Here is a 16079-nt window from a genome sequence, read left to right on the forward strand (position 1 = left end):
ATGAGCCGCGGACTTCGGGGAGGCGCACAGCGCGCTTCCGGCGGCGGGAAACAGCACCTCGACCGCGAAAGAACCGCTGGTCACGAGGTGGTGATGAGAAGCCGGTACATCGACCGGCGATCTGAGGAGAAACCGCACCGGCGCCCAGGACTGGGCGTACACAGGTGCTTAACGGGACGGTACCACGGTCGTTCGGCGCGTGGCGAGCAGTCCGCATATGGGGGAACGCACCCCGGGCATCCCCTATTCCACGCGTCCGCTCAGCCGGGTGTCGATTCGCGCCGGTCCCGTTCGTCGGTGGGGTGTAGGAAGCTCATGAGGACCGGGAGGATCCATGAAGTACATGCTGCTCGTCTGCGGCGACGACACCGCCGACGCCTCGGGTATGGCTCCCGTCGAGCCCTGGGTGGAGGACCTCGGCGACCGCCGCGTACGCCTGCACGGGCATCGCCTGGCGCTTCCCGACCGGGCCGTCACCGTGCGCGTGCGGGACGGTGAGGTGCTGCGTGCCGACGGTCCGTTCGCGGAGACGAAGGAGTACGTCGCCGGGTTCGACGTCCTGGAGTGCGACGGCATCGAGGAGGCGATCGAGGCGGCCGCACGGCATCCCGTGGCCGCCGTGGGCGCCCTGGAGGTGCGGCCGTTCTGGGACGACGAGGACGCCGAGGCGGAGATCCGCGCGCTCGACGCCGAACTGACCTCGGCGCTGCGGGAACGGGACGTCGACCGCATGGCCGCCTGCTACACACCGGACGTGGCGGAGTTCCGCGACGGCCAGGTGCACCGTGGGGTCGGCGCGCTGCGCAAGTCGATGGAGGAAGGGCTCGGTCACCTCACCGGTCCCGTGACCCGTGAGGTACTGGAGTCGCACCTCCAGCTCGACGAGAGCGTCGCCTTCGCCCAGGCCCTCGTCCGGCTGCGCGCCACCCGCGTGGACGGCGCCAGGATCGACGACCTGATGCACGTGACCACCGGCTACCGCAACGTCGGTCCGCGCTGGCTGATCGCGCACGAGCACGTGTCTCCCACCACCCCCACCTCTCCCACCAGCCACATCTCTTCCACAACCGAGGAGCGGTCATGAAGTACGTCCTGTTCATCTGCACCCCCGTCGGCGGTGAGGAACTCAGCCCCGAGGAGATCGCCGCCGACCCGCGCTTCACCGACTACATCGACGAGGTCCGCAGCCGCGACATCGTCAAGGGCGGCGCACGACTGCGGCCGCACACCGACGCCACCACCGTGCGGGTCCAGGGCGACGAGGTGCTGCTCAGCGACGGGCCCTTCGTGGAGTCCAAGGAGTATGTCGCCGGGCTGGACATCATCGAGGTCGCCGACCTCGACGAGGCCATCTCCCTCGCGTCCCGGCATCCCGCGGCCCTCGGCGGCGGCTCGGTGGAAGTACGGCCGGTCTGGGAGTGAACGCCACGAACGACGCCGGGAACGACGTCGAGAAGGCCGTCGACGCCGCCTTCCGCGAGGAATGGGGCCAGGTCGTCGCCACCCTGATCCGGGTGACCGGCGACTGGGACCTCGCCGAGGAGTGCGCCCAGGACGCCTTCACCCAGGCCCTCGACCGGTGGCGGCGCGACGGAGTGCCGCGCCGCCCCGGTGCCTGGCTGACCACGACGGCCCGTAACCGTGCCCTCGACGTACTGCGCCGGGAGGCGGTGGGAGCGGCCAAACTCAGGGAGGTGGCGGTGCTGGCCCGCGACGGCTCGTCGTACGACCCCGAAGACGGTGATGACGACAGTGGCGTGCAGGACGACCGGCTGCGGCTGATCTTCACCTGCTGCCATCCGGCGCTGCCCATCGAGGCCCGGGTCGCCCTGACGCTGCGCACGCTCGCGGGACTGACCACGCCGGAGATCGCCCGTGCCTTCCTCGTCCCCGAGGCGACCATGGCGCAGCGACTGGTGCGTGCCAAGCGGAAGATCCGCAATGCCGGGATCCCGTACCGGGTGCCGCCCGCCCACCTCCTGCCCGAGCGCACGACCGGTGTGCTCGGCGTGATCTACCTGCTGTTCAACGAGGGATACGCGGCCACCGCCGGTGCCGATCTCCTCCGGGCGAACCTCTGCGCGGAGGCGCTCCGGCTGGCCCGGGTCCTCGCCCGCCTCATGCCCGACGAGCCCGAAGTGCTGGGCCTGCTCGCGCTGTTGCTGCTGCACGACGCCCGCCGGGACACGCGGGTCGACGCGGCCGGCGAACTGGTGACTCTGGAGGACCAGGACCGCTCGGCCTGGGACCGCGCGAAGGCCGACGAGGGCATCGCCCTGCTGGAGACCGCGCTGCGGCGTGGCCGCGCCGGGCCGTACCAGATCCAGGCCGCCATCGCCGCCTGCCACACCGACGCGGCCACCGCCGAGGACACCGACTGGGCCGACATCGCCGCTCTGTACGGCGAGTTGAGCCGTTTCGTCCCCTCGGCCGTGGTCCGCCTCAACAGGGCGGTGGCCGTCGGCATGGCCGAGGGTACGGAGGCGGGCCTCGCCGTGGTGGCGCGGTTGGAGGAGGAGGGGGAGCTGGCCGGGTACCACCTGCTGCCCGCCACCAGAGCCGACCTGCTGCGCCGCAGCGGCCGCATGGACGAGGCGGCCGACGCCTACCGGCGGGCGTTGGAACTGGTGGAGAACGAGGCGGAACGAAGGTTCCTGGAACGGAGGCTGGCCCAGTGCCGATCCCGGTAGAGGCTGTCGGACGCGGGAATCGCGTGTCCCCTCCGGACCGGCACACGGCGTTCCGGCCGACCGGGCGCGGCCCTCACACCGCCCCGGCCTCGGCCTCCTTCGTGATCCGGTCGAACTGCGCCCCCATCGCGTCGGACAGCGCCTGAAGGCCCGACAGCGGGCGGACCATGACCATGAAGTCGTCGATCAGTCCGTCCTGGTTCACCCGGAGGAAGTCGCAGCCGGTGATCTGCCGGTCGCCCACCCGCGCGGTGAAGACCAGCGCGTGATCCCGGCCGTTCGGGTCGTTGATCTCGCGCACATAGCGGAAGTCCTCGAAGACCCGCATGACACCACGCAGGATCGCCGCCGTGATCGGCTTGCCGGCGTACGGCTTGAACACGGCCGGGCTGGTGAAGACGACGTCCTCCGCCAGCAGCGTCTCGATCGCCTCGACGTCGCCTGCCTCGACGGCCTCACGGAACGCGCGCATCGGATCACCCCATAGTCAATTTGTTGAGTAGGTGCGGATGACAATAATCACCTGCTGTTAACGTGTCCACATGTCCCTCAAGTACGCCGTCCTGGCCGCGCTCCTGGAAGGCGAGGCCTCGGGCTACGAACTGTCCAAGGTCTTCGACATCTCGTTCGCCAACTTCTGGCCCGCGACCCCGCAGCAGCTGTACCGGGAGCTGGAACGCCTCGCGCAGGACGGCCTCGTCCAGGCCAGGTTCGTACGGCAGGAACGGCGGCCGAACAAGCGGATGTTCACGCTCACCGAGGCAGGACGGGAGGACCTGCGCGCCTTCGCCGCGGAGCCGCCCCGCCGGCCCACGGCCATCCGTGACGAGCTCATGGTCAAGCTCCAGGCCATGGAGGACCCCGAGGCCACCCGCGCCATGGTCGAGGAGCGCATGGCGTGGGCGCGCGGCAAGCTCGGTCGCTACGAACGCCTACGGGAGCGCATGCTCGACGGGCGGACCGAGGACGAGTACCTGCGCGAGTACGACCGCGTCGGGCCGTATCTGACCCTGCTCGCCGGAATCTCCTTCGAGGAGGAGATCCTGCGCTGGTGCGAGCGCGTCCTCACGGTCCTCAAGCAGCGCGTGGCGCAGGGGTGACGCGCATGTTCAGCCCCGAAGGCCCCTCGCTGCGCGAACTCGCCGTCCAGGCCCTGTCGTCCGTCGAGCGCGGATACGACCTGCTCGCCCCGAAGTTCGACCACACGCCGTTCCGTACGCCCGACTCGGTCCTGACCGCCGTCGCCTCGGCGCTCGCCCGGACCGGCCCGTACGACGACGGGCTCGACCTGTGCTGCGGAACCGGCGCGGGGGTGGAGGTGCTGGCCGAGGTGTGCCGGCGCAGCGTCACCGGTGTGGACTTCAGCGCCGGGATGCTGGACGTCGCGCGGCGGCGGGTGCGGGTGGGGGAGGGGGAGGGGCGTGCGGGGAAGCCGTATGTGGACCTGGTCCGTGCGGACGCCCGTGCGCTGCCCTTCGGCCCGGCCTTCGACCTCGTGGTGAGCTTCGGGGCGTTCGGGCACTTCCTGCCCCGTGAGCTGCCGGGCCTGTTCGCCCAGGTCCACTCCGTCCTGCGGCCCGGCGGACACTTCGCCTTCCCGGTCGTCGCCCCGCCCCGTCCCGCCTCCCTCGGCTACTGGATGCTGCTGGGCTTCGACGCGGTGATGCGCGTACGCAACGCCCTGTGGCGGCCGCGGTTCGTCATGTACTACCGGGCCTTCCGGCTCGGCGAGGTTCGCGGCGAACTGGCTCGCGCCGGGTTCCAGGTGGAACTCCAGGCCCTGCCCGAGTTCGGACGACGGCGGGACGGGAGCCCGCGCGTGCGGATGGTCGTGGCACGCAAACCGGACCGGTGACGGGCCCCCGCGCTCAGCCGGCGGCCGGCAGTGTGAACTCGTAGACCAGGGCGTCCTGTTGGGCGTCGACGACAAGGTCCGTGATCTCCAGCGGGCGGGCGTGCTGGTCGTGGACCCAACGGGTGACCCGCACCGCCGAGCCCCCCGGGAAACGGGTGATGGTGTCCCGGTGGTGGAGCGTGAGGCCCGCCTTGCGCATCCAGTCGTAGGTGCGGCGCAGTTGGGCCGAACCGGAGAAGTCGGTGCGCTCGCGATAGCGGCCCAGTTCCGCCACCTCGGTGAGTGCCACGGGGGAGAAGGACGTCACCGCCGTACGCCGGCCGCGTCCGTCGGCGTCCGCGGACTCGTAGCGGTGTACCAGGGTGGGCCGGTGCGGGGCGAGCCCCAGGGCCTCGGCGTGCTCCGGGGGCGGTGTCTCCCAGGCGACCGTGGCCCGGTCCATGGCGCCGGTGCCCGCGGTCCTGGCGCCGACCGGAAAGGTGAGCGACGCGGCGGTCTCGACCGGCGCACCGGGCAGCGTGGCATGGCTGCCCCGCCGGTCGGTGGAGACCAGACCGCCCCGCCGCAGCACCTCCAGAGCCTGCCGTACGGTCTCCCTGCTCACCCCGAAGTGCTCCGCCAACTGCCGTTCCCCCGGCAGCCGTTCACCGGGTGGGACGGTCCCGTCGCGCAGTTCGTCGAGCAGCCGGGTGGCGATCCTCCGGTACAGCGGCTGCGCTTCGGTGAGCGGAGGGTCGTGCGGGGTGGTGCGGGCCATGCCGCGCCTCCTGTTGGTGACGTGTCGTAGCCGTGCGGGCTCCTTGCGTCACCAGATCTAGCATTGGTCTAAACCACCAGGGAAGGGTGATCGCTCACTTCGGCCGAAACGACCCGTGCCGGGCGGAGGCTCACAGGGCGCTGTACAGGGCGTCGACCAAGGCCATCTTCCGTGGGTCGTCGGCGATATGAGGCCCCATCCGGTTCATCGCGTACCCCAGGGACACCCCTGCCTCCGGGTCCGCGAGCCCGCACGAGCCGCCGAAGCCGTCATGTCCGAAAGCCCGCGGGTTCGGTCCGTACGAGCCGTTCGCCCCGCTCAGCCACAGGCCGAGGCCGACCTCGGTGTCCTTCGCGAACCCGGCGCCGAGCACCAGATCACGGCAGCTGCCCTGCCCCTCGCGCACCCGCTCGGCCGCCTCGGGTGACAGGACGCGATGGCCGGCGTACGACCCCTGCCCCGCGAAGATCCCGTACAGCGCGGCGACCGCGCGTGCGGTGCCGTGCCCGTTCGCCGCCGGGATCTCGGCGCCCCGCCACTGCGGCGAGTTGGCCTGGGCCGCCCCGAGGACGGGGTTGGTCAGCGCGGCCAGGGCGGCCGGGCTCAACTGGCTGAAGATCGCCGCCTGTTCACTGGTCCGCTCCATCGGCGGCTGCACCAGCTCCGCCACCCGCCCGGAGTCCTTCTCCGGCAACCCGATCGCGAAGTCGATCCCGAGCGGTCCGGTCACCTCACGCTCCAGGAAGGCCCCCGGCAGCAGTCCCGTGACCCGCCGCACGACCTCGCCCACCAGGAAGCCGTAGGTGAACGCGTGGTACCCGGAGTGCGTCCCCGGCGCCCACCACGGCTCCATCGCCGCGAGCCGCTGCGTCGTCAACTCCCAGTCGCAGAGCTGCTCGAAGGAGTGCGGCTCGCGCAGACCGGACAGGCCGGCCCGGTGCGACAGCAGATGCCGTACAAGGATCTGCTCCTTGCCCGCCGCGGCGAACTCCGGCCAGTAGGTGGCCACCGGGGCGTCGAGGTCCAGCATGCGCCGGTCGGCGAGGATGTGCGCGCACAGCGCCGTCGGGCCCTTGGTCGTCGACCACACGTTGACCAGCGTGTCGCGCTCCCAGGCGCGGCTGCGGGCGGCGTCGGCCCACCCGCCCCACAGGTCCACCACCGTCCGGCCGCCGACCGTGACGGCGACCGCGGCACCCAGTTCCCCGCGCTCGCGGAAGTTCGCCTCGAACGCGGCCCGCACCGCCGCGAACCGCGGATCGCAACTCCCCCGCACCTCTGCCTCGTGCTCCGCCATGAGCCACCCACCCCTCGTCGTCCACCGGGAACCCGGGCTGCTGTACCACGCCCCGGGCTCCCTGAACGTACCGACTGGTCGGACCGGCCGGAAGGTGACGGGCATCCCCGTCTCACGCGTCTCACGCGAAGAACAGCGCGCCCTCCGGCTCGCGGTGGCCCTCGACCGTGTGCCAGTAGTCGCGCGTCTCCACGGCCAGGCCCGCGGCGTCGAAACGCACGAAGACACATCCGGCGAGCGTGGTCGGCCCGCCGTCCTCCTCACCGAGCACCCGGAACTCCGCCACCGCGACGCCGTCCCGGCCCACCACCGGTGCCGAGAAGCGCACGTCCGACACCCGCTCCCCATCGAAGGACCGGCGCAGATACGCGGCCAGTTCGGCGTGCCCCCGATGCGGCTCCCGGAACGGCATCGAGCGGTGGACACAGTCCTCGGCGTAGAGCCCGACCAGCGCCTCCACATCGTGTTCGGCCCACGCGCGCCGCCAGACCCGGACGAACCGCTCGGCGGCCTCAAGCGTCTCCACCCCGGCCTCCTCAGGCGTGCGAGCGCAGCCAGTCCAGCTTGGCCGCCTCGTGGAAGGGGCCGCCGCCCTCGTGGTCGTTGAAGTCGTAGACCTCGATGGCCTTCTCGTCGTGGGCCCAGGCGTTGAAGGCGGCGAACACGGTGGACGGCGGGCAGGTCTGGTCCTCCAGGGCCGCCGAGAACAGGGCGGGCGCCCGGCCGCGGGCCGCGAAGTGGACGCCGTCGAAGTAGGACAGGGTGCGCAGCACGTCCTCGGCGCGGCCCCGGTGGGTCTTCAGGTAGAGCGCGATCTCGCGGTACGGGTGCCGGTCCGTGAGGGTAGCCGCGCGCGGGTAGTCGAGCAGGAACGGTACGTCCGGCGCGATCGCCACGAGGTCGGGCACCAGACCACCGACCGCGATGGTGATGCCGCCGCCCTGGCTCGCGCCCAGCGCGATCGTGCGCGAGGCGTCGGTCAGGGGGTGCGAACGGGCGGCCTCGACGGCACGGACGGCGTCCGTGAACACCCGGCGGTAGTAGTAGTTCTCGGGTGCGTCGACGCCCCGGGTCATGAAGCCGGGATACGCCGGTGCCGCCCCCACGGGGTCGGGCGTGCCGCCGCCGGCGCCCCACGCGCTGCCCTGGCCCCGCGTGTCCATCATGAAGTGCGCCCGGCCCGAGGAGGCCCACAGCAGGTTCTCGTGCGGCAGACCGCGCCCGCCGCCGTACCCGAGGAACTCCACCACCAGCGGCAGCGGCTCGGTGGCGCCGGCCGGCAGCCGCAGCCAGCCCTTCACCGGGTGACCGCCGAACCCCGCGAAGGTCACGTCGTAGACCTCGACCGTGGACAGCCCCGTGTCGACCGGCTCGAAACGGGCGTCCAGATCGTGCTCGCGCGCTTCCCCGAGGGTCTTGGACCAGAACGAGTCGAAGTCCTCGGGCTCGACGGACTCGCTGCGGTACTCGCGCAGTTCGTCGAGCGGAAGGTCGAACAGAGCCATGGAGGACCGCCTTTTCGAAGAGTGACCGCGGATGATCACACCGTACGTGGATGATCGGAGGACTCGCCAGATCTCTGCCGGTCAACGGCCCTACGATGACGTCATGACGTCTGCCGTCGATCATCCGGTCAGGACCGCGGAACTACTGATCAGGGACGCCGAACTGCTCGTCGTGGACACAGAGCGGGAGATCCCCGGCGGCTGGCTGGCCGTCACCGGTGGTCGCGTGACCGCCGCCGGCACCGCCGGAAGCGAACCCGAGGCCCGCACCACCGTCTCGGCGGCCGGCCGGCTGGTCACCCCGGGCCTGGTCAACACCCACCACCACATCTACCAGAACCTCACCCGTGCCTACGCGCCCGCCGTGAACGGCTCCCTGTTCGACTGGCTGACCACCCTCTACCCGCTGTGGGCCCGCCTCGACGAGGAGGCCGCGTACGTGTCGGCGTACGTGGGCCTGGCCGAACTGCTCATGGGCGGCTGCACCACGTCCTCCGACCACCTCTACGTCCATCCCCGCCCGCGCCTCGTCGACGCTGAGATCCGCGCCGCCCGCGACATCGGCTTCCGCTTCCACGCCACCCGGGGCTCCATGACCCGCTCCGTCGACGACGGAGGGCTGCCGCCGCGGAGCGTCACACAGACGGAGGAGGAGGTGCTCGCCGACAGCGAGCGCCTGATCGCGGTGTACCACGACCCCGAACCGGGCGCGCTGGTCCGGGTCGCCCTGGCGCCCTGCTCACCCTTCTCGGTGACCAAGGAGCTGATGACCGCGACCGCCGAACTCGCCGAGCGGCACGACGTACGCCTGCACACCCACCTCGCCGAGGACCACGACGAGGACGTCTACTGCCTTGAGACGTACGGCTGTCGCCCCGTCGAGTACTTCGAGCAGACGGGATGGATGAGCGACCGCAGCTGGGTCGCGCACTGCATCTACCCGACCGGCGACGAACTGCGCCGCCTCGCCGCGGCGGGCGTCGGCGTGGCGCACTGTCCCAGCTCCAACATGCTCATCGGCGGCGGTACCGCGCGCGTGAAGGAGATGCGCGAGCTGGGCCTGCCCGTGGGCATCGGCTGCGACGGCTCCGCCTCCACCGACCACGCCTCCCTCTGGATGGAGACCAGGGCCGCGCTGCTGCTGGGCCGGTACCGTGGCGGACCGGGCGCGATGACCGCCCGTGACGCCCTCGACATCGCGACCCGCGGCTCGGCGCGCTGTCTGGGCCGGGACGACGAACTCGGTCATCTGCGGCCCGGTGCCTGCGCCGACCTCGTCGTCTGGGACCTGCACGAGGTGGCACTGGCCGGTGCGCTGAGCGACCCCGTGGAGGCGTGGCTGCGGTGCGGGCCCGCCCGGGCGTGGACGACGGTGGTGGCGGGCCGGATCCTCGTCGACCGCGGCGAGCCCAGGCTCTCCGGGCTGGCGGACGCCTTGCGGACACATGGCGGGATCGCGCGACGGATGCAGGACCCGGGATAGACGGGACGGAGGGACAGGCCTACGGTGTCGCTCCGCTCAGGCCCGGCGGCCCGTCCACTCCGGCTCCGTCCGCGCCCACTCCTGCTCCCACTCGGCGAGGCGGCGGCTCATGGCGCTGTGCCGTACGAGGGTGTGACCGAGGAGGATCACACCGACCACGCCGGCCGTCACACACACGCCGATGGTGATGGTGTGCTGCCACACCGCCGTGCCGTCCGGCGGCGGGGCAACGCCACGGCCCTGGGCGTCCAGCCAGACGTCGACGGTCTCGCCCGCCCGGGTGCCCGCCGGCACGTGGGCCGTGGCCGTACGGGTGCCGTGCGCCGGGTCCGTCCAGCGGACGGTGACGTTGGCGGACGGCTGCCGCCCGCCATAGGCCATGGGAACCGCCTTGGAGGTCCGGCCGACCACCTCGGCCCGGACCTGACGGCGATCGTCGCGCCGCTCCTGCACCGTGGCCGTCGCCCCGTCATGGGCCCACCACGCCGCGACCACCCCGACCAGGGGCGCGACCACGACCAGCAGGAGTGCCACGGCTCGTAGGGTCCACGCCTCCACGACATCCGACCGGCGCCGCAGCGGACTTGGCCGCCGACGCCAGCCACGCACCTGGGTTCGCATGCCGTTCAGGTACCCCGCACGGCGGACATCGTTCCTGACAATCCGGGACGGATACGCCTGCCCGTGCCCTACGAACGGTCAGCCGAAGCGTTCGATCCGGATACGGTCCACGGGCTGACCGGCCGCCACAAGCAGCCGTGAGGCATGTTCGGCGAACCCATTGGAGCCGCACACATAGACTTCCCACCCACCAGAAGGCGGTTCGGCCAGGAGCGGCGCCACATGTGCGGCGGCCATACGTCCCACGAGCACACCCTCCGGCGCATTTCGTGTGAACACCGGCGTCGTCTCCGCACCGAACTCCCGCGCGTAGATGAGCTCCTCGGGGCTGCGCGCCGACACCAGCAGCCGCAGCGGCACGTCCAGGCCCCGGGCCCGGTGGTGCCGGACCATCGACATCAGGGGCACCACACCGGAGCCGGCGCCGACCAGCAGCGCGGGCCGGTCCCCGGGCCAGGCGAAGAAGCCGCTGAGCGGGCCGCGCACCTCGACCGTGTCACCGGGCTTCGCCACCGAGTGGAACCAGCCCGAGACCTCACCGCCCTCCACATGGTCGAGAGTGAGTTCGATGTGCCCGGAGTCGTCGGGTGCGGACGCGATCGAGTAGTGGCGTTGCGCCACATAGCCGTCCTCCGCGGTGAGCCGCAGTGCCAGGTGCTGGCCGGGCAGATGGCCGGCCCAGGCGGGCACGGCGAGCCGGTACGTGGCGGCGTGCCGGGTCTCCCGGCGGATCTCGGTGATCGTGGCCCGCTGCCACACCGTGGCGGCCTGTTCGCTCACGGCGATCCGGCCGGGCACGGCGAAGCGCGTCGGCGGCGTGAAGGTACCTGTCACCTCGGTCGTCTCAGTCACCGGAGTACCGCTGCTCCTCCCACGGATTGCCACGGGCGTGGTAGCCGTTCCGCTCCCAGAAGCCCGGCTCGTCCTGGTCGACGACCCGCAGACCCGCGATCCACTTCGCGCTCTTCCAGAAGTACAGATGCGGCACCAGCAGCCGTGCCGGGCCACCGTGCTCCGGTGCGAGCGGCTGCCCGTCGTACTCCCAGGCGATCCAGGCGCGTCCCCCGGTCACATCGGCGAGCGGCAGATTGGTGCTGTATCCGGTGTGTGCGTAGGCGACCACATGTGTGGCGGACACATGGGGCCGCACCACACGGAGGAAGGCGTCCAACGACACACCACCGAACCGCACACCGAACTTCGACCAGCCGGTCACACAGTGGATGTCGCCCTCGTACACCGACGTGGGCAGATCGTGTGCCTCCTGCCAGTTCCATTCCCGCGGTTCCTCGACCAGGCCGTCGACGCGGAAGGACCACTCGTCGGGCGACAGGTCGGGCGTGACCTCGGCGGACAGCACGGGCCAGTCGTCGCCCGCGTCGTACTGGCCGGGCGGCAGCGCGGCGTTCCGGACGCGTGGGCGGCCGGTGAAGCCTCGGGTGACGTTCATGGGGGTGGCGCCTCCAGGCCGTCGTGGCGACGGCCCGCGGTTCGAGCGTGTTCTGTACCTGCTTCGTACAACCGTACGTGCTCCGGTGACCCGAGCCGAGCGCGGGCCGTGTCACCAGGCCGAGCGGCTCAGCGAGCGTGCCCCGGCCGACCTCCCTCTTTGCGTGTGAGCGTTCGTGATCGTTGGGGTAGGGTGGCCGTCCGGCCGGGACAGCCTTGGTCGTGGAGAGGCCCGGGAGGTGAGACCCATTACCGCTGTGTCAGGTCGGGTGCTCTCCTCTCGGATCGGCGCGGATCACCGCCGGTAGACGACCGATAGAGCATCCTTCGGCTTCCGAAAGGCTCTCGGCTTTCCATGCTCCCGCTGTCTCCCTCCTCGCCCGCCTCGCCTTCACCGCTCTCGCCCGACGGAGTCGTGTCCGCGCTGCGCGCCGCCGGCTGTGTCTTCGCCGAGGACGAGGCCCGGCTGATCCTGGCCGCCGCCCGCACCCCGGACGAACTGGCCGCCATGGTGGCCCGGCGCGTCGCCGGCCTCCCCCTCGAACTCGTCGTCGGCTGGGCCGAGTTCCACGGCTTGCGCATAGCCGTCGAACCCGGCGTCTTCGTCCCCCGCCGCCGTACCGAATTCCTGGTGGAGCAGGCCCTCGCCCTCGCGCCCGACGCGTCCGTCGTCGTCGACCTGTGCTGCGGCTCGGGAGCGGTCGGCGCCGCCCTCGCCGCCGTACTCGGCCCACGCGCCCCGATCGAGCTGCACGCCACCGACATCGACCCGGCCGCTGTGCGCTGCGCCCGCCGCAACGTGGCCCCCTACGGCGGTCAGGTGCACACCGGCGATCTGTTCCAGGCGCTGCCCGGCAGCCTGCGTGGCCGGGTCGGCATCCTCGCGGCGAACGTGCCGTACGTACCCACCGACGAAGTCGGCCTACTGCCCGCCGAGGCGCGTGACCACGAGCCGCGCGTCGCCCTCGACGGCGGTCCGGACGGCCTGGACGTGCTGCGCCGGGTCGCCGCCGAGGCTCCCCACTGGCTGGCGCCCGGCGGCTGTCTGCTGATCGAGACGAGCGAACGCCAGGCGCCGGCGGCCCTGGAGGCGTTCACCGGTGCCGGGTTGGCCGCGCGGCTCGTCGCGTCGGAGGAGCTGTACGCGAACGTCGTGATCGGCCTCAGGCTGCAGCCCTGATCAGGTGTCCGCGCCGCCCTTCGAAGGGCTCGCGGAGGGGTCGGGGTCGGGGTTTCCCCGGTCCCAGTGGCGCGGACCGGGGAACCGGTCGCGCCACCCCTCCGGGCCCCGCTTCCTGCCCTTGTCCTTCTTCCACTTCTCCCAGTCGCCCGCCAGCACTCGCGACGCCGTCCTCGTGTCGCCGTCGGACCGGGTGCCGACGAGGAAGATGTCGTCGCCCTTCTTCAGGGCTTCGGCGCCGGTGCTCTTGTCGCCCTCGCGCCGGACGGTGGTGTCCGAGTCGACGGTCCAGGTCCACTGCGCGCCGTCTTCGCTCTTGACGGTCACCCGGTCGCCGTCGACCGTCTCGACGGTGCCGCGCTGCCAGGTCCGTACGACCCAGTCGTCCGTGTCGGGGTCCTTGACGGTCGTCTCGCCGTGCACACCGCCTCCGCCGAGGCCGAACCGCAGGCCGGGACCGTGGCGTTCACCGGGGGAGTCCGGCCCCGGCGCCTTCGACGCGGAGGCCGACGGTGAGGCCCCGTCGCCCGAGCCCGACGAGGTCGCGGCGAAGGCGACCGTACCGCCGAGGGCCAACGCGGCCATCGTGGCCGCCGCCGTCACGGTCCGGGCGCGGACGGAGTGCCGCTGCCACAGTCCGCGCAGGGCCGCACCGCGTGGCTGCGCGCGCTCCGGGCCGCCGGGCCCGGAGAGAAGCTCGAAGTCGATGCCGGGCGGTTCGCCGCCGACGTGGTGTTCGTGATCCGGATCGTGTGTCACCGCTCGCTCCCCTCGGTCCCGGCACCCGGCATTCCCATGCCATGCCCTACCTTGCTGTGATTCTGGGCTGCGGACGGTAAGGAACGAGTAATCGGTTCCTGTGAATACGGGTGAACACGGCGCCCTCGCGTCGCCGGTGTCGCAACGGTCAACTCGGCGGCAGCACGCGCGCGATGAGCAGCGCGACGTCGTCGGAGTTGTCGGGCCGGTGCAGTGTGCGCAGGAGGAGGTCGCAGCACTCCTCCAGGTCGCGGCCGGGGTCGTCGAGGAGTTCCAGCAGCGCGTCCAGGCGTTCGTCGAGGGGATGCTGGCGGGTCTCGACGAGCCCGTCGGTGTAGAAGACCAGCTGGTCGCCGGGTTCCAGGTCCACGGTCGTGGTGGAGAAGGCGACACCGCCCACACCCAGAGGTGCTCCGGTGGGCAGATCAAGGAGCTCCGGGGCGTGTCCGTGGCGGACGCGGACGGGTGGCAGATGGCCGGCGTTGGCGATCCGGCACTGCCGCAGCCGGGGGTCGTGGACGGCGTAGACGCAGGTGGCGATGGAGTGGTCCAGGCCCTCGGTGATCCTGTCGAGGTGTTCCAGCAGCAGGGTCGGTTCGAGGTCGAGTGAGGCCAACGTGTGGGTGGCGGTGCGCAGTCGGCCCATGGTGGTGGCCGCGTCGATGCCGCTGCCCATCACATCGCCGACGACGAGCGCTGTCTTGTCGCCCTCCAGCGGGATCACGTCGAACCAGTCGCCGCCGACCTCGGCGCTCGCGCCCGCCGGCTGGTAGCGGGAGGCGACCTCCAGACCGCCGGTCACCGCGGGGTGGCTGGGCAGCAGGCTGCGCTGGAGCGTCAGGGCGGTGTCGCGGGCGTTCTGGTACCAGCGGGCGTTGTCGATCTGCACGGCCGCGCGGGCGGCCAGTTCCCGGGCCAGCAGCAGGTCGTCCTCGCTGAACGGCAGCGGATTGCGGGTGCGCTTGAGGTCGAGCGCACCGAGCACCTCGCCGCGCGCGATCAGCGGCACCGCGAGATAGGAGTGCACGCCCGCGCGACCCAACTGCACCGCGGCCTCGGGGGAGCGGGCGATCCGGGGGAGGTCCCTCTCGTCGACGTGGGCGATCATCACGGGGTTCGCGGTGCGCACACACTCGGTGACGAGGCGGTCCGGGCCGTAACGGGCGACCCCGCCGGGCGGATCGGCGGCGTCCAGGGCCTCGGTGGCGTGCTCGGCCTTGACCGCCAGAGCGCGGATCACGGCCGGCTCGGTGGGGCCTAGGGCACTGCGTCTGCCCTCCACCACGGCTTGGAGCAGATCGACGGCGGCGATGTCGGCGAGTTCCGGTACGGCGACGTCGGCCAGCTCGTGCGCGGTGCGGTCCAGCTCCAGCGTGGTGCCGATCCGCGCGGAGGCGTCGGCGATCAGTGCCAGGCGCCGCCGTGCCGTCTCGGCCTCCAGGGCGGCCTGATGCTGCTCGGTGATGTCCACGGCCATCCCGGCCACGCCGAGCACCGTCCCCGTGGAGTCCTCCAGCCGGTAGAGCGAGACGGACCAGTGGTGCTCCCGGTCGGGATCCGCCTTGGTGCGGCCCACGATGTGCTGGTCGACGAACGGACGACCGGTGCGCAGCACCTCGACCAGAGCCGCCTCCATGGCGTCGGCGTCCACGTCGGGCAGCAGCTCGCGCGGGGTGTGCCCGATGTGGTCCTCGGCGGGGATGCCGTTGAGCTGCGCGAGCGCCGGGTTGACCGTGACGTAGCGCAGTTCGGTGTCCAGCACGGCGAGGCCGACCGGCGCCTGCGCGATGGTGCGGTTCGACAGCGCGACGTCGCGCTCCACCTGGCGCACGGTCGTCTGGTCGGCGCACAGGCCCAGCGCGTAGACGTCGCCCTGGTCGTCGAGCAGCCGCATGTTGCGGAACTCCACCAGACGCGTGGTGCCGTCCTTGCGGCGGATCGGGAACGCCCCGGCCCAGCCCTCACCGGTCTCCAGGACGTCGGCGAACAGCTTGACCACCAGGTCGACGTGCTGCTCGTGGACCATGATCCGGGCGGCGAACTCGCCCAGCGCCTCCTGTGCGGAGTACCCGAACAACTCCTCGGCCTGGGGGCTCCACAGCACGATGCGCCCCCCGGCGTCCAGCACGACCGAGGCCACGCCGAGCACGTCGAGCAGCCCGCTCGGACCCATGGGCCCGCGCACCGGCTCGCCGCCGTCGGCGCCGGGTGATTCGGCTGGAGACATGGCACGCACCGCCTTCGCCCTTCCTCGCGGCACGCCGTTCCCCCGTGCCGACTCCCCTTGTTCTACCGCGTTCAACCGTCTCCGGGCCCCCTCGGTCGTTCACCTCCACCATCCCTCAACACAGCGGTGGACGTCCGCCGAAGTCAGGACCGGGGCACGTGACTGTGGCCGATCAGACAGCGACCGTTCGTCTGCTTGGTCTGTACATGACCACACGGGCCCGCCAGACTGTCCGCCGACACGCACCCCACCCCCC

The 16079-nt window shown here is 71.8% G+C and carries 17 protein-coding genes; 7 read left to right on the forward strand and 10 right to left on the reverse strand.

Features of this window, described 5'->3' with window-relative positions; translation table 11 throughout:
- The first annotated feature begins 334 nt into the window (after nucleotides 1-334).
- The 3 genes from ACIQWG_RS03555 to ACIQWG_RS03565 are packed head-to-tail and all read left to right on the forward strand — an operon-like array spanning nucleotide 335 to nucleotide 2690.
- Nucleotides 335-1084 carry a nuclear transport factor 2 family protein gene (locus ACIQWG_RS03555; RefSeq protein WP_404089740.1) on the forward strand — a complete coding sequence of 250 codons (750 nt, stop codon included), beginning with the start codon at nucleotides 335-337 and terminating at the stop codon, nucleotides 1082-1084.
- Nucleotides 1081-1422, forward strand: coding sequence for a YciI family protein (locus tag ACIQWG_RS03560; protein ID WP_404089742.1), 342 nt, complete (start codon nucleotides 1081-1083; stop codon nucleotides 1420-1422). The genes ACIQWG_RS03555 and ACIQWG_RS03560 overlap by 4 nt, the downstream gene beginning before the upstream one ends.
- Nucleotides 1419-2690 carry an RNA polymerase sigma factor gene (locus tag ACIQWG_RS03565; protein WP_404089744.1) on the forward strand — a complete coding sequence of 424 codons (1272 nt, stop codon included), beginning with the start codon at nucleotides 1419-1421 and terminating at the stop codon, nucleotides 2688-2690. The genes ACIQWG_RS03560 and ACIQWG_RS03565 overlap by 4 nt, the downstream gene beginning before the upstream one ends.
- 73 nt (nucleotides 2691-2763) lie before the next feature.
- On the opposite strand, the gene ACIQWG_RS03570 is transcribed toward ACIQWG_RS03565, so the two are convergent.
- Complete coding sequence (locus ACIQWG_RS03570; RefSeq protein ID WP_404089745.1) at nucleotides 2764-3162, reverse strand: nuclear transport factor 2 family protein; 399 nt, start codon at nucleotides 3160-3162, stop codon at nucleotides 2764-2766.
- Nucleotides 3163-3232: 70 nt separating this feature from the next.
- On the opposite strand from ACIQWG_RS03570, the gene ACIQWG_RS03575 reads away from it, so the two are divergent.
- Nucleotides 3233-3790, forward strand: coding sequence for a PadR family transcriptional regulator (locus ACIQWG_RS03575; RefSeq protein WP_404089747.1), 558 nt, complete (start codon nucleotides 3233-3235; stop codon nucleotides 3788-3790).
- A 5-nt stretch (nucleotides 3791-3795) separates the two neighbouring features.
- Nucleotides 3796-4545 (forward strand): class I SAM-dependent methyltransferase, encoded by a 750-nt coding sequence (locus ACIQWG_RS03580; RefSeq protein WP_404089749.1) that lies wholly within the window; start codon nucleotides 3796-3798, stop codon nucleotides 4543-4545.
- Between the two features lie 13 nt (nucleotides 4546-4558).
- On the opposite strand, the gene ACIQWG_RS03585 is transcribed toward ACIQWG_RS03580, so the two are convergent.
- The 4 genes from ACIQWG_RS03585 to ACIQWG_RS03600 form a co-directional block, all read right to left on the reverse strand.
- Nucleotides 4559-5302 (reverse strand): GntR family transcriptional regulator, encoded by a 744-nt coding sequence (locus ACIQWG_RS03585; protein ID WP_404089751.1) that lies wholly within the window; start codon nucleotides 5300-5302, stop codon nucleotides 4559-4561.
- Nucleotides 5303-5432: 130 nt separating this feature from the next.
- Nucleotides 5433-6599, reverse strand: coding sequence for a serine hydrolase domain-containing protein (locus tag ACIQWG_RS03590; protein WP_404089753.1), 1167 nt, complete (start codon nucleotides 6597-6599; stop codon nucleotides 5433-5435).
- 121 nt (nucleotides 6600-6720) lie between these two features.
- The gene (locus ACIQWG_RS03595) at nucleotides 6721-7125 is read right to left on the reverse strand and encodes a nuclear transport factor 2 family protein (protein WP_404089755.1); all 405 of its coding nucleotides are present in this window, start codon (nucleotides 7123-7125) and stop codon (nucleotides 6721-6723) included.
- 10 nt (nucleotides 7126-7135) lie between these two features.
- A complete protein-coding gene (locus tag ACIQWG_RS03600; RefSeq protein ID WP_404089757.1) occupies nucleotides 7136-8104 on the reverse strand; it encodes an acetylxylan esterase in 969 nt (322 codons plus the stop codon).
- A 103-nt stretch (nucleotides 8105-8207) separates the two neighbouring features.
- Between ACIQWG_RS03600 and ACIQWG_RS03605 the strand changes: the two genes are divergently transcribed.
- Nucleotides 8208-9587 carry an 8-oxoguanine deaminase gene (locus ACIQWG_RS03605; protein ID WP_404089759.1) on the forward strand — a complete coding sequence of 460 codons (1380 nt, stop codon included), beginning with the start codon at nucleotides 8208-8210 and terminating at the stop codon, nucleotides 9585-9587.
- Between the two features lie 36 nt (nucleotides 9588-9623).
- Here the strand turns inward: ACIQWG_RS03605 and ACIQWG_RS03610 are convergent, their stop codons facing one another.
- The 3 genes from ACIQWG_RS03610 to ACIQWG_RS03620 form a co-directional block, all read right to left on the reverse strand.
- Nucleotides 9624-10208 carry a hypothetical protein gene (locus ACIQWG_RS03610; RefSeq protein ID WP_404089761.1) on the reverse strand — a complete coding sequence of 195 codons (585 nt, stop codon included), beginning with the start codon at nucleotides 10206-10208 and terminating at the stop codon, nucleotides 9624-9626.
- A gap of 78 nt (nucleotides 10209-10286) precedes the next feature.
- Nucleotides 10287-11042, reverse strand: a complete 756-nt coding sequence (locus ACIQWG_RS03615) for a ferredoxin reductase (protein ID WP_404090785.1) — start codon at nucleotides 11040-11042, stop codon at nucleotides 10287-10289.
- Nucleotides 11043-11052: 10 nt separating this feature from the next.
- Complete coding sequence (locus ACIQWG_RS03620; RefSeq protein ID WP_404089763.1) at nucleotides 11053-11658, reverse strand: sulfite oxidase-like oxidoreductase; 606 nt, start codon at nucleotides 11656-11658, stop codon at nucleotides 11053-11055.
- Nucleotides 11659-12012: 354 nt separating this feature from the next.
- On the opposite strand from ACIQWG_RS03620, the gene ACIQWG_RS03625 reads away from it, so the two are divergent.
- Entirely contained in the window at nucleotides 12013-12837 is an 825-nt protein-coding gene (locus ACIQWG_RS03625; protein WP_404089765.1) for a putative protein N(5)-glutamine methyltransferase, read from the forward strand.
- On the opposite strand, the gene ACIQWG_RS03630 is transcribed toward ACIQWG_RS03625, so the two are convergent.
- Nucleotides 12838-13596, reverse strand: a complete 759-nt coding sequence (locus ACIQWG_RS03630) for a hypothetical protein (RefSeq protein WP_404089767.1) — start codon at nucleotides 13594-13596, stop codon at nucleotides 12838-12840.
- Nucleotides 13597-13744: 148 nt separating this feature from the next.
- Nucleotides 13745-15823 carry a SpoIIE family protein phosphatase gene (locus ACIQWG_RS03635; protein ID WP_404089769.1) on the reverse strand — a complete coding sequence of 693 codons (2079 nt, stop codon included), beginning with the start codon at nucleotides 15821-15823 and terminating at the stop codon, nucleotides 13745-13747.
- Nucleotides 15824-16079 lie beyond the last annotated feature (256 nt).

The sequence above is a fragment of the Streptomyces sp. NPDC098781 genome (assembly GCF_044759995.1).
Classification (GTDB): domain Bacteria; phylum Actinomycetota; class Actinomycetes; order Streptomycetales; family Streptomycetaceae; genus Streptomyces.

Bases quoted from the DNA above. Each gene is read 5' to 3' on its own strand.
- ACIQWG_RS03555 (WP_404089740.1), top strand. From the start codon at position 335: ATGAAGTACATGCTGCTCGTCTGCGGCGACGACACCGCCGACGCCTCG.
- ACIQWG_RS03560 (WP_404089742.1), top strand. From the start codon at position 1,081: ATGAAGTACGTCCTGTTCATCTGCACCCCCGTCGGCGGTGAGGAACTC.
- ACIQWG_RS03570 (WP_404089745.1), bottom strand. From the start codon at position 3,162: ATGCGCGCGTTCCGTGAGGCCGTCGAGGCAGGCGACGTCGAGGCGATC.
- ACIQWG_RS03575 (WP_404089747.1), top strand. From the start codon at position 3,233: ATGTCCCTCAAGTACGCCGTCCTGGCCGCGCTCCTGGAAGGCGAGGCC.
- ACIQWG_RS03580 (WP_404089749.1), top strand. From the start codon at position 3,796: ATGTTCAGCCCCGAAGGCCCCTCGCTGCGCGAACTCGCCGTCCAGGCC.
- ACIQWG_RS03585 (WP_404089751.1), bottom strand. From the start codon at position 5,302: ATGGCCCGCACCACCCCGCACGACCCTCCGCTCACCGAAGCGCAGCCG.
- ACIQWG_RS03590 (WP_404089753.1), bottom strand. From the start codon at position 6,599: ATGGCGGAGCACGAGGCAGAGGTGCGGGGGAGTTGCGATCCGCGGTTC.
- ACIQWG_RS03600 (WP_404089757.1), bottom strand. From the start codon at position 8,104: ATGGCTCTGTTCGACCTTCCGCTCGACGAACTGCGCGAGTACCGCAGC.
- ACIQWG_RS03605 (WP_404089759.1), top strand. From the start codon at position 8,208: ATGACGTCTGCCGTCGATCATCCGGTCAGGACCGCGGAACTACTGATC.
- ACIQWG_RS03610 (WP_404089761.1), bottom strand. From the start codon at position 10,208: ATGCGAACCCAGGTGCGTGGCTGGCGTCGGCGGCCAAGTCCGCTGCGG.
- ACIQWG_RS03620 (WP_404089763.1), bottom strand. From the start codon at position 11,658: ATGAACGTCACCCGAGGCTTCACCGGCCGCCCACGCGTCCGGAACGCC.
- ACIQWG_RS03625 (WP_404089765.1), top strand. From the start codon at position 12,013: ATGCTCCCGCTGTCTCCCTCCTCGCCCGCCTCGCCTTCACCGCTCTCG.
- ACIQWG_RS03635 (WP_404089769.1), bottom strand. From the start codon at position 15,823: ATGTCTCCAGCCGAATCACCCGGCGCCGACGGCGGCGAGCCGGTGCGC.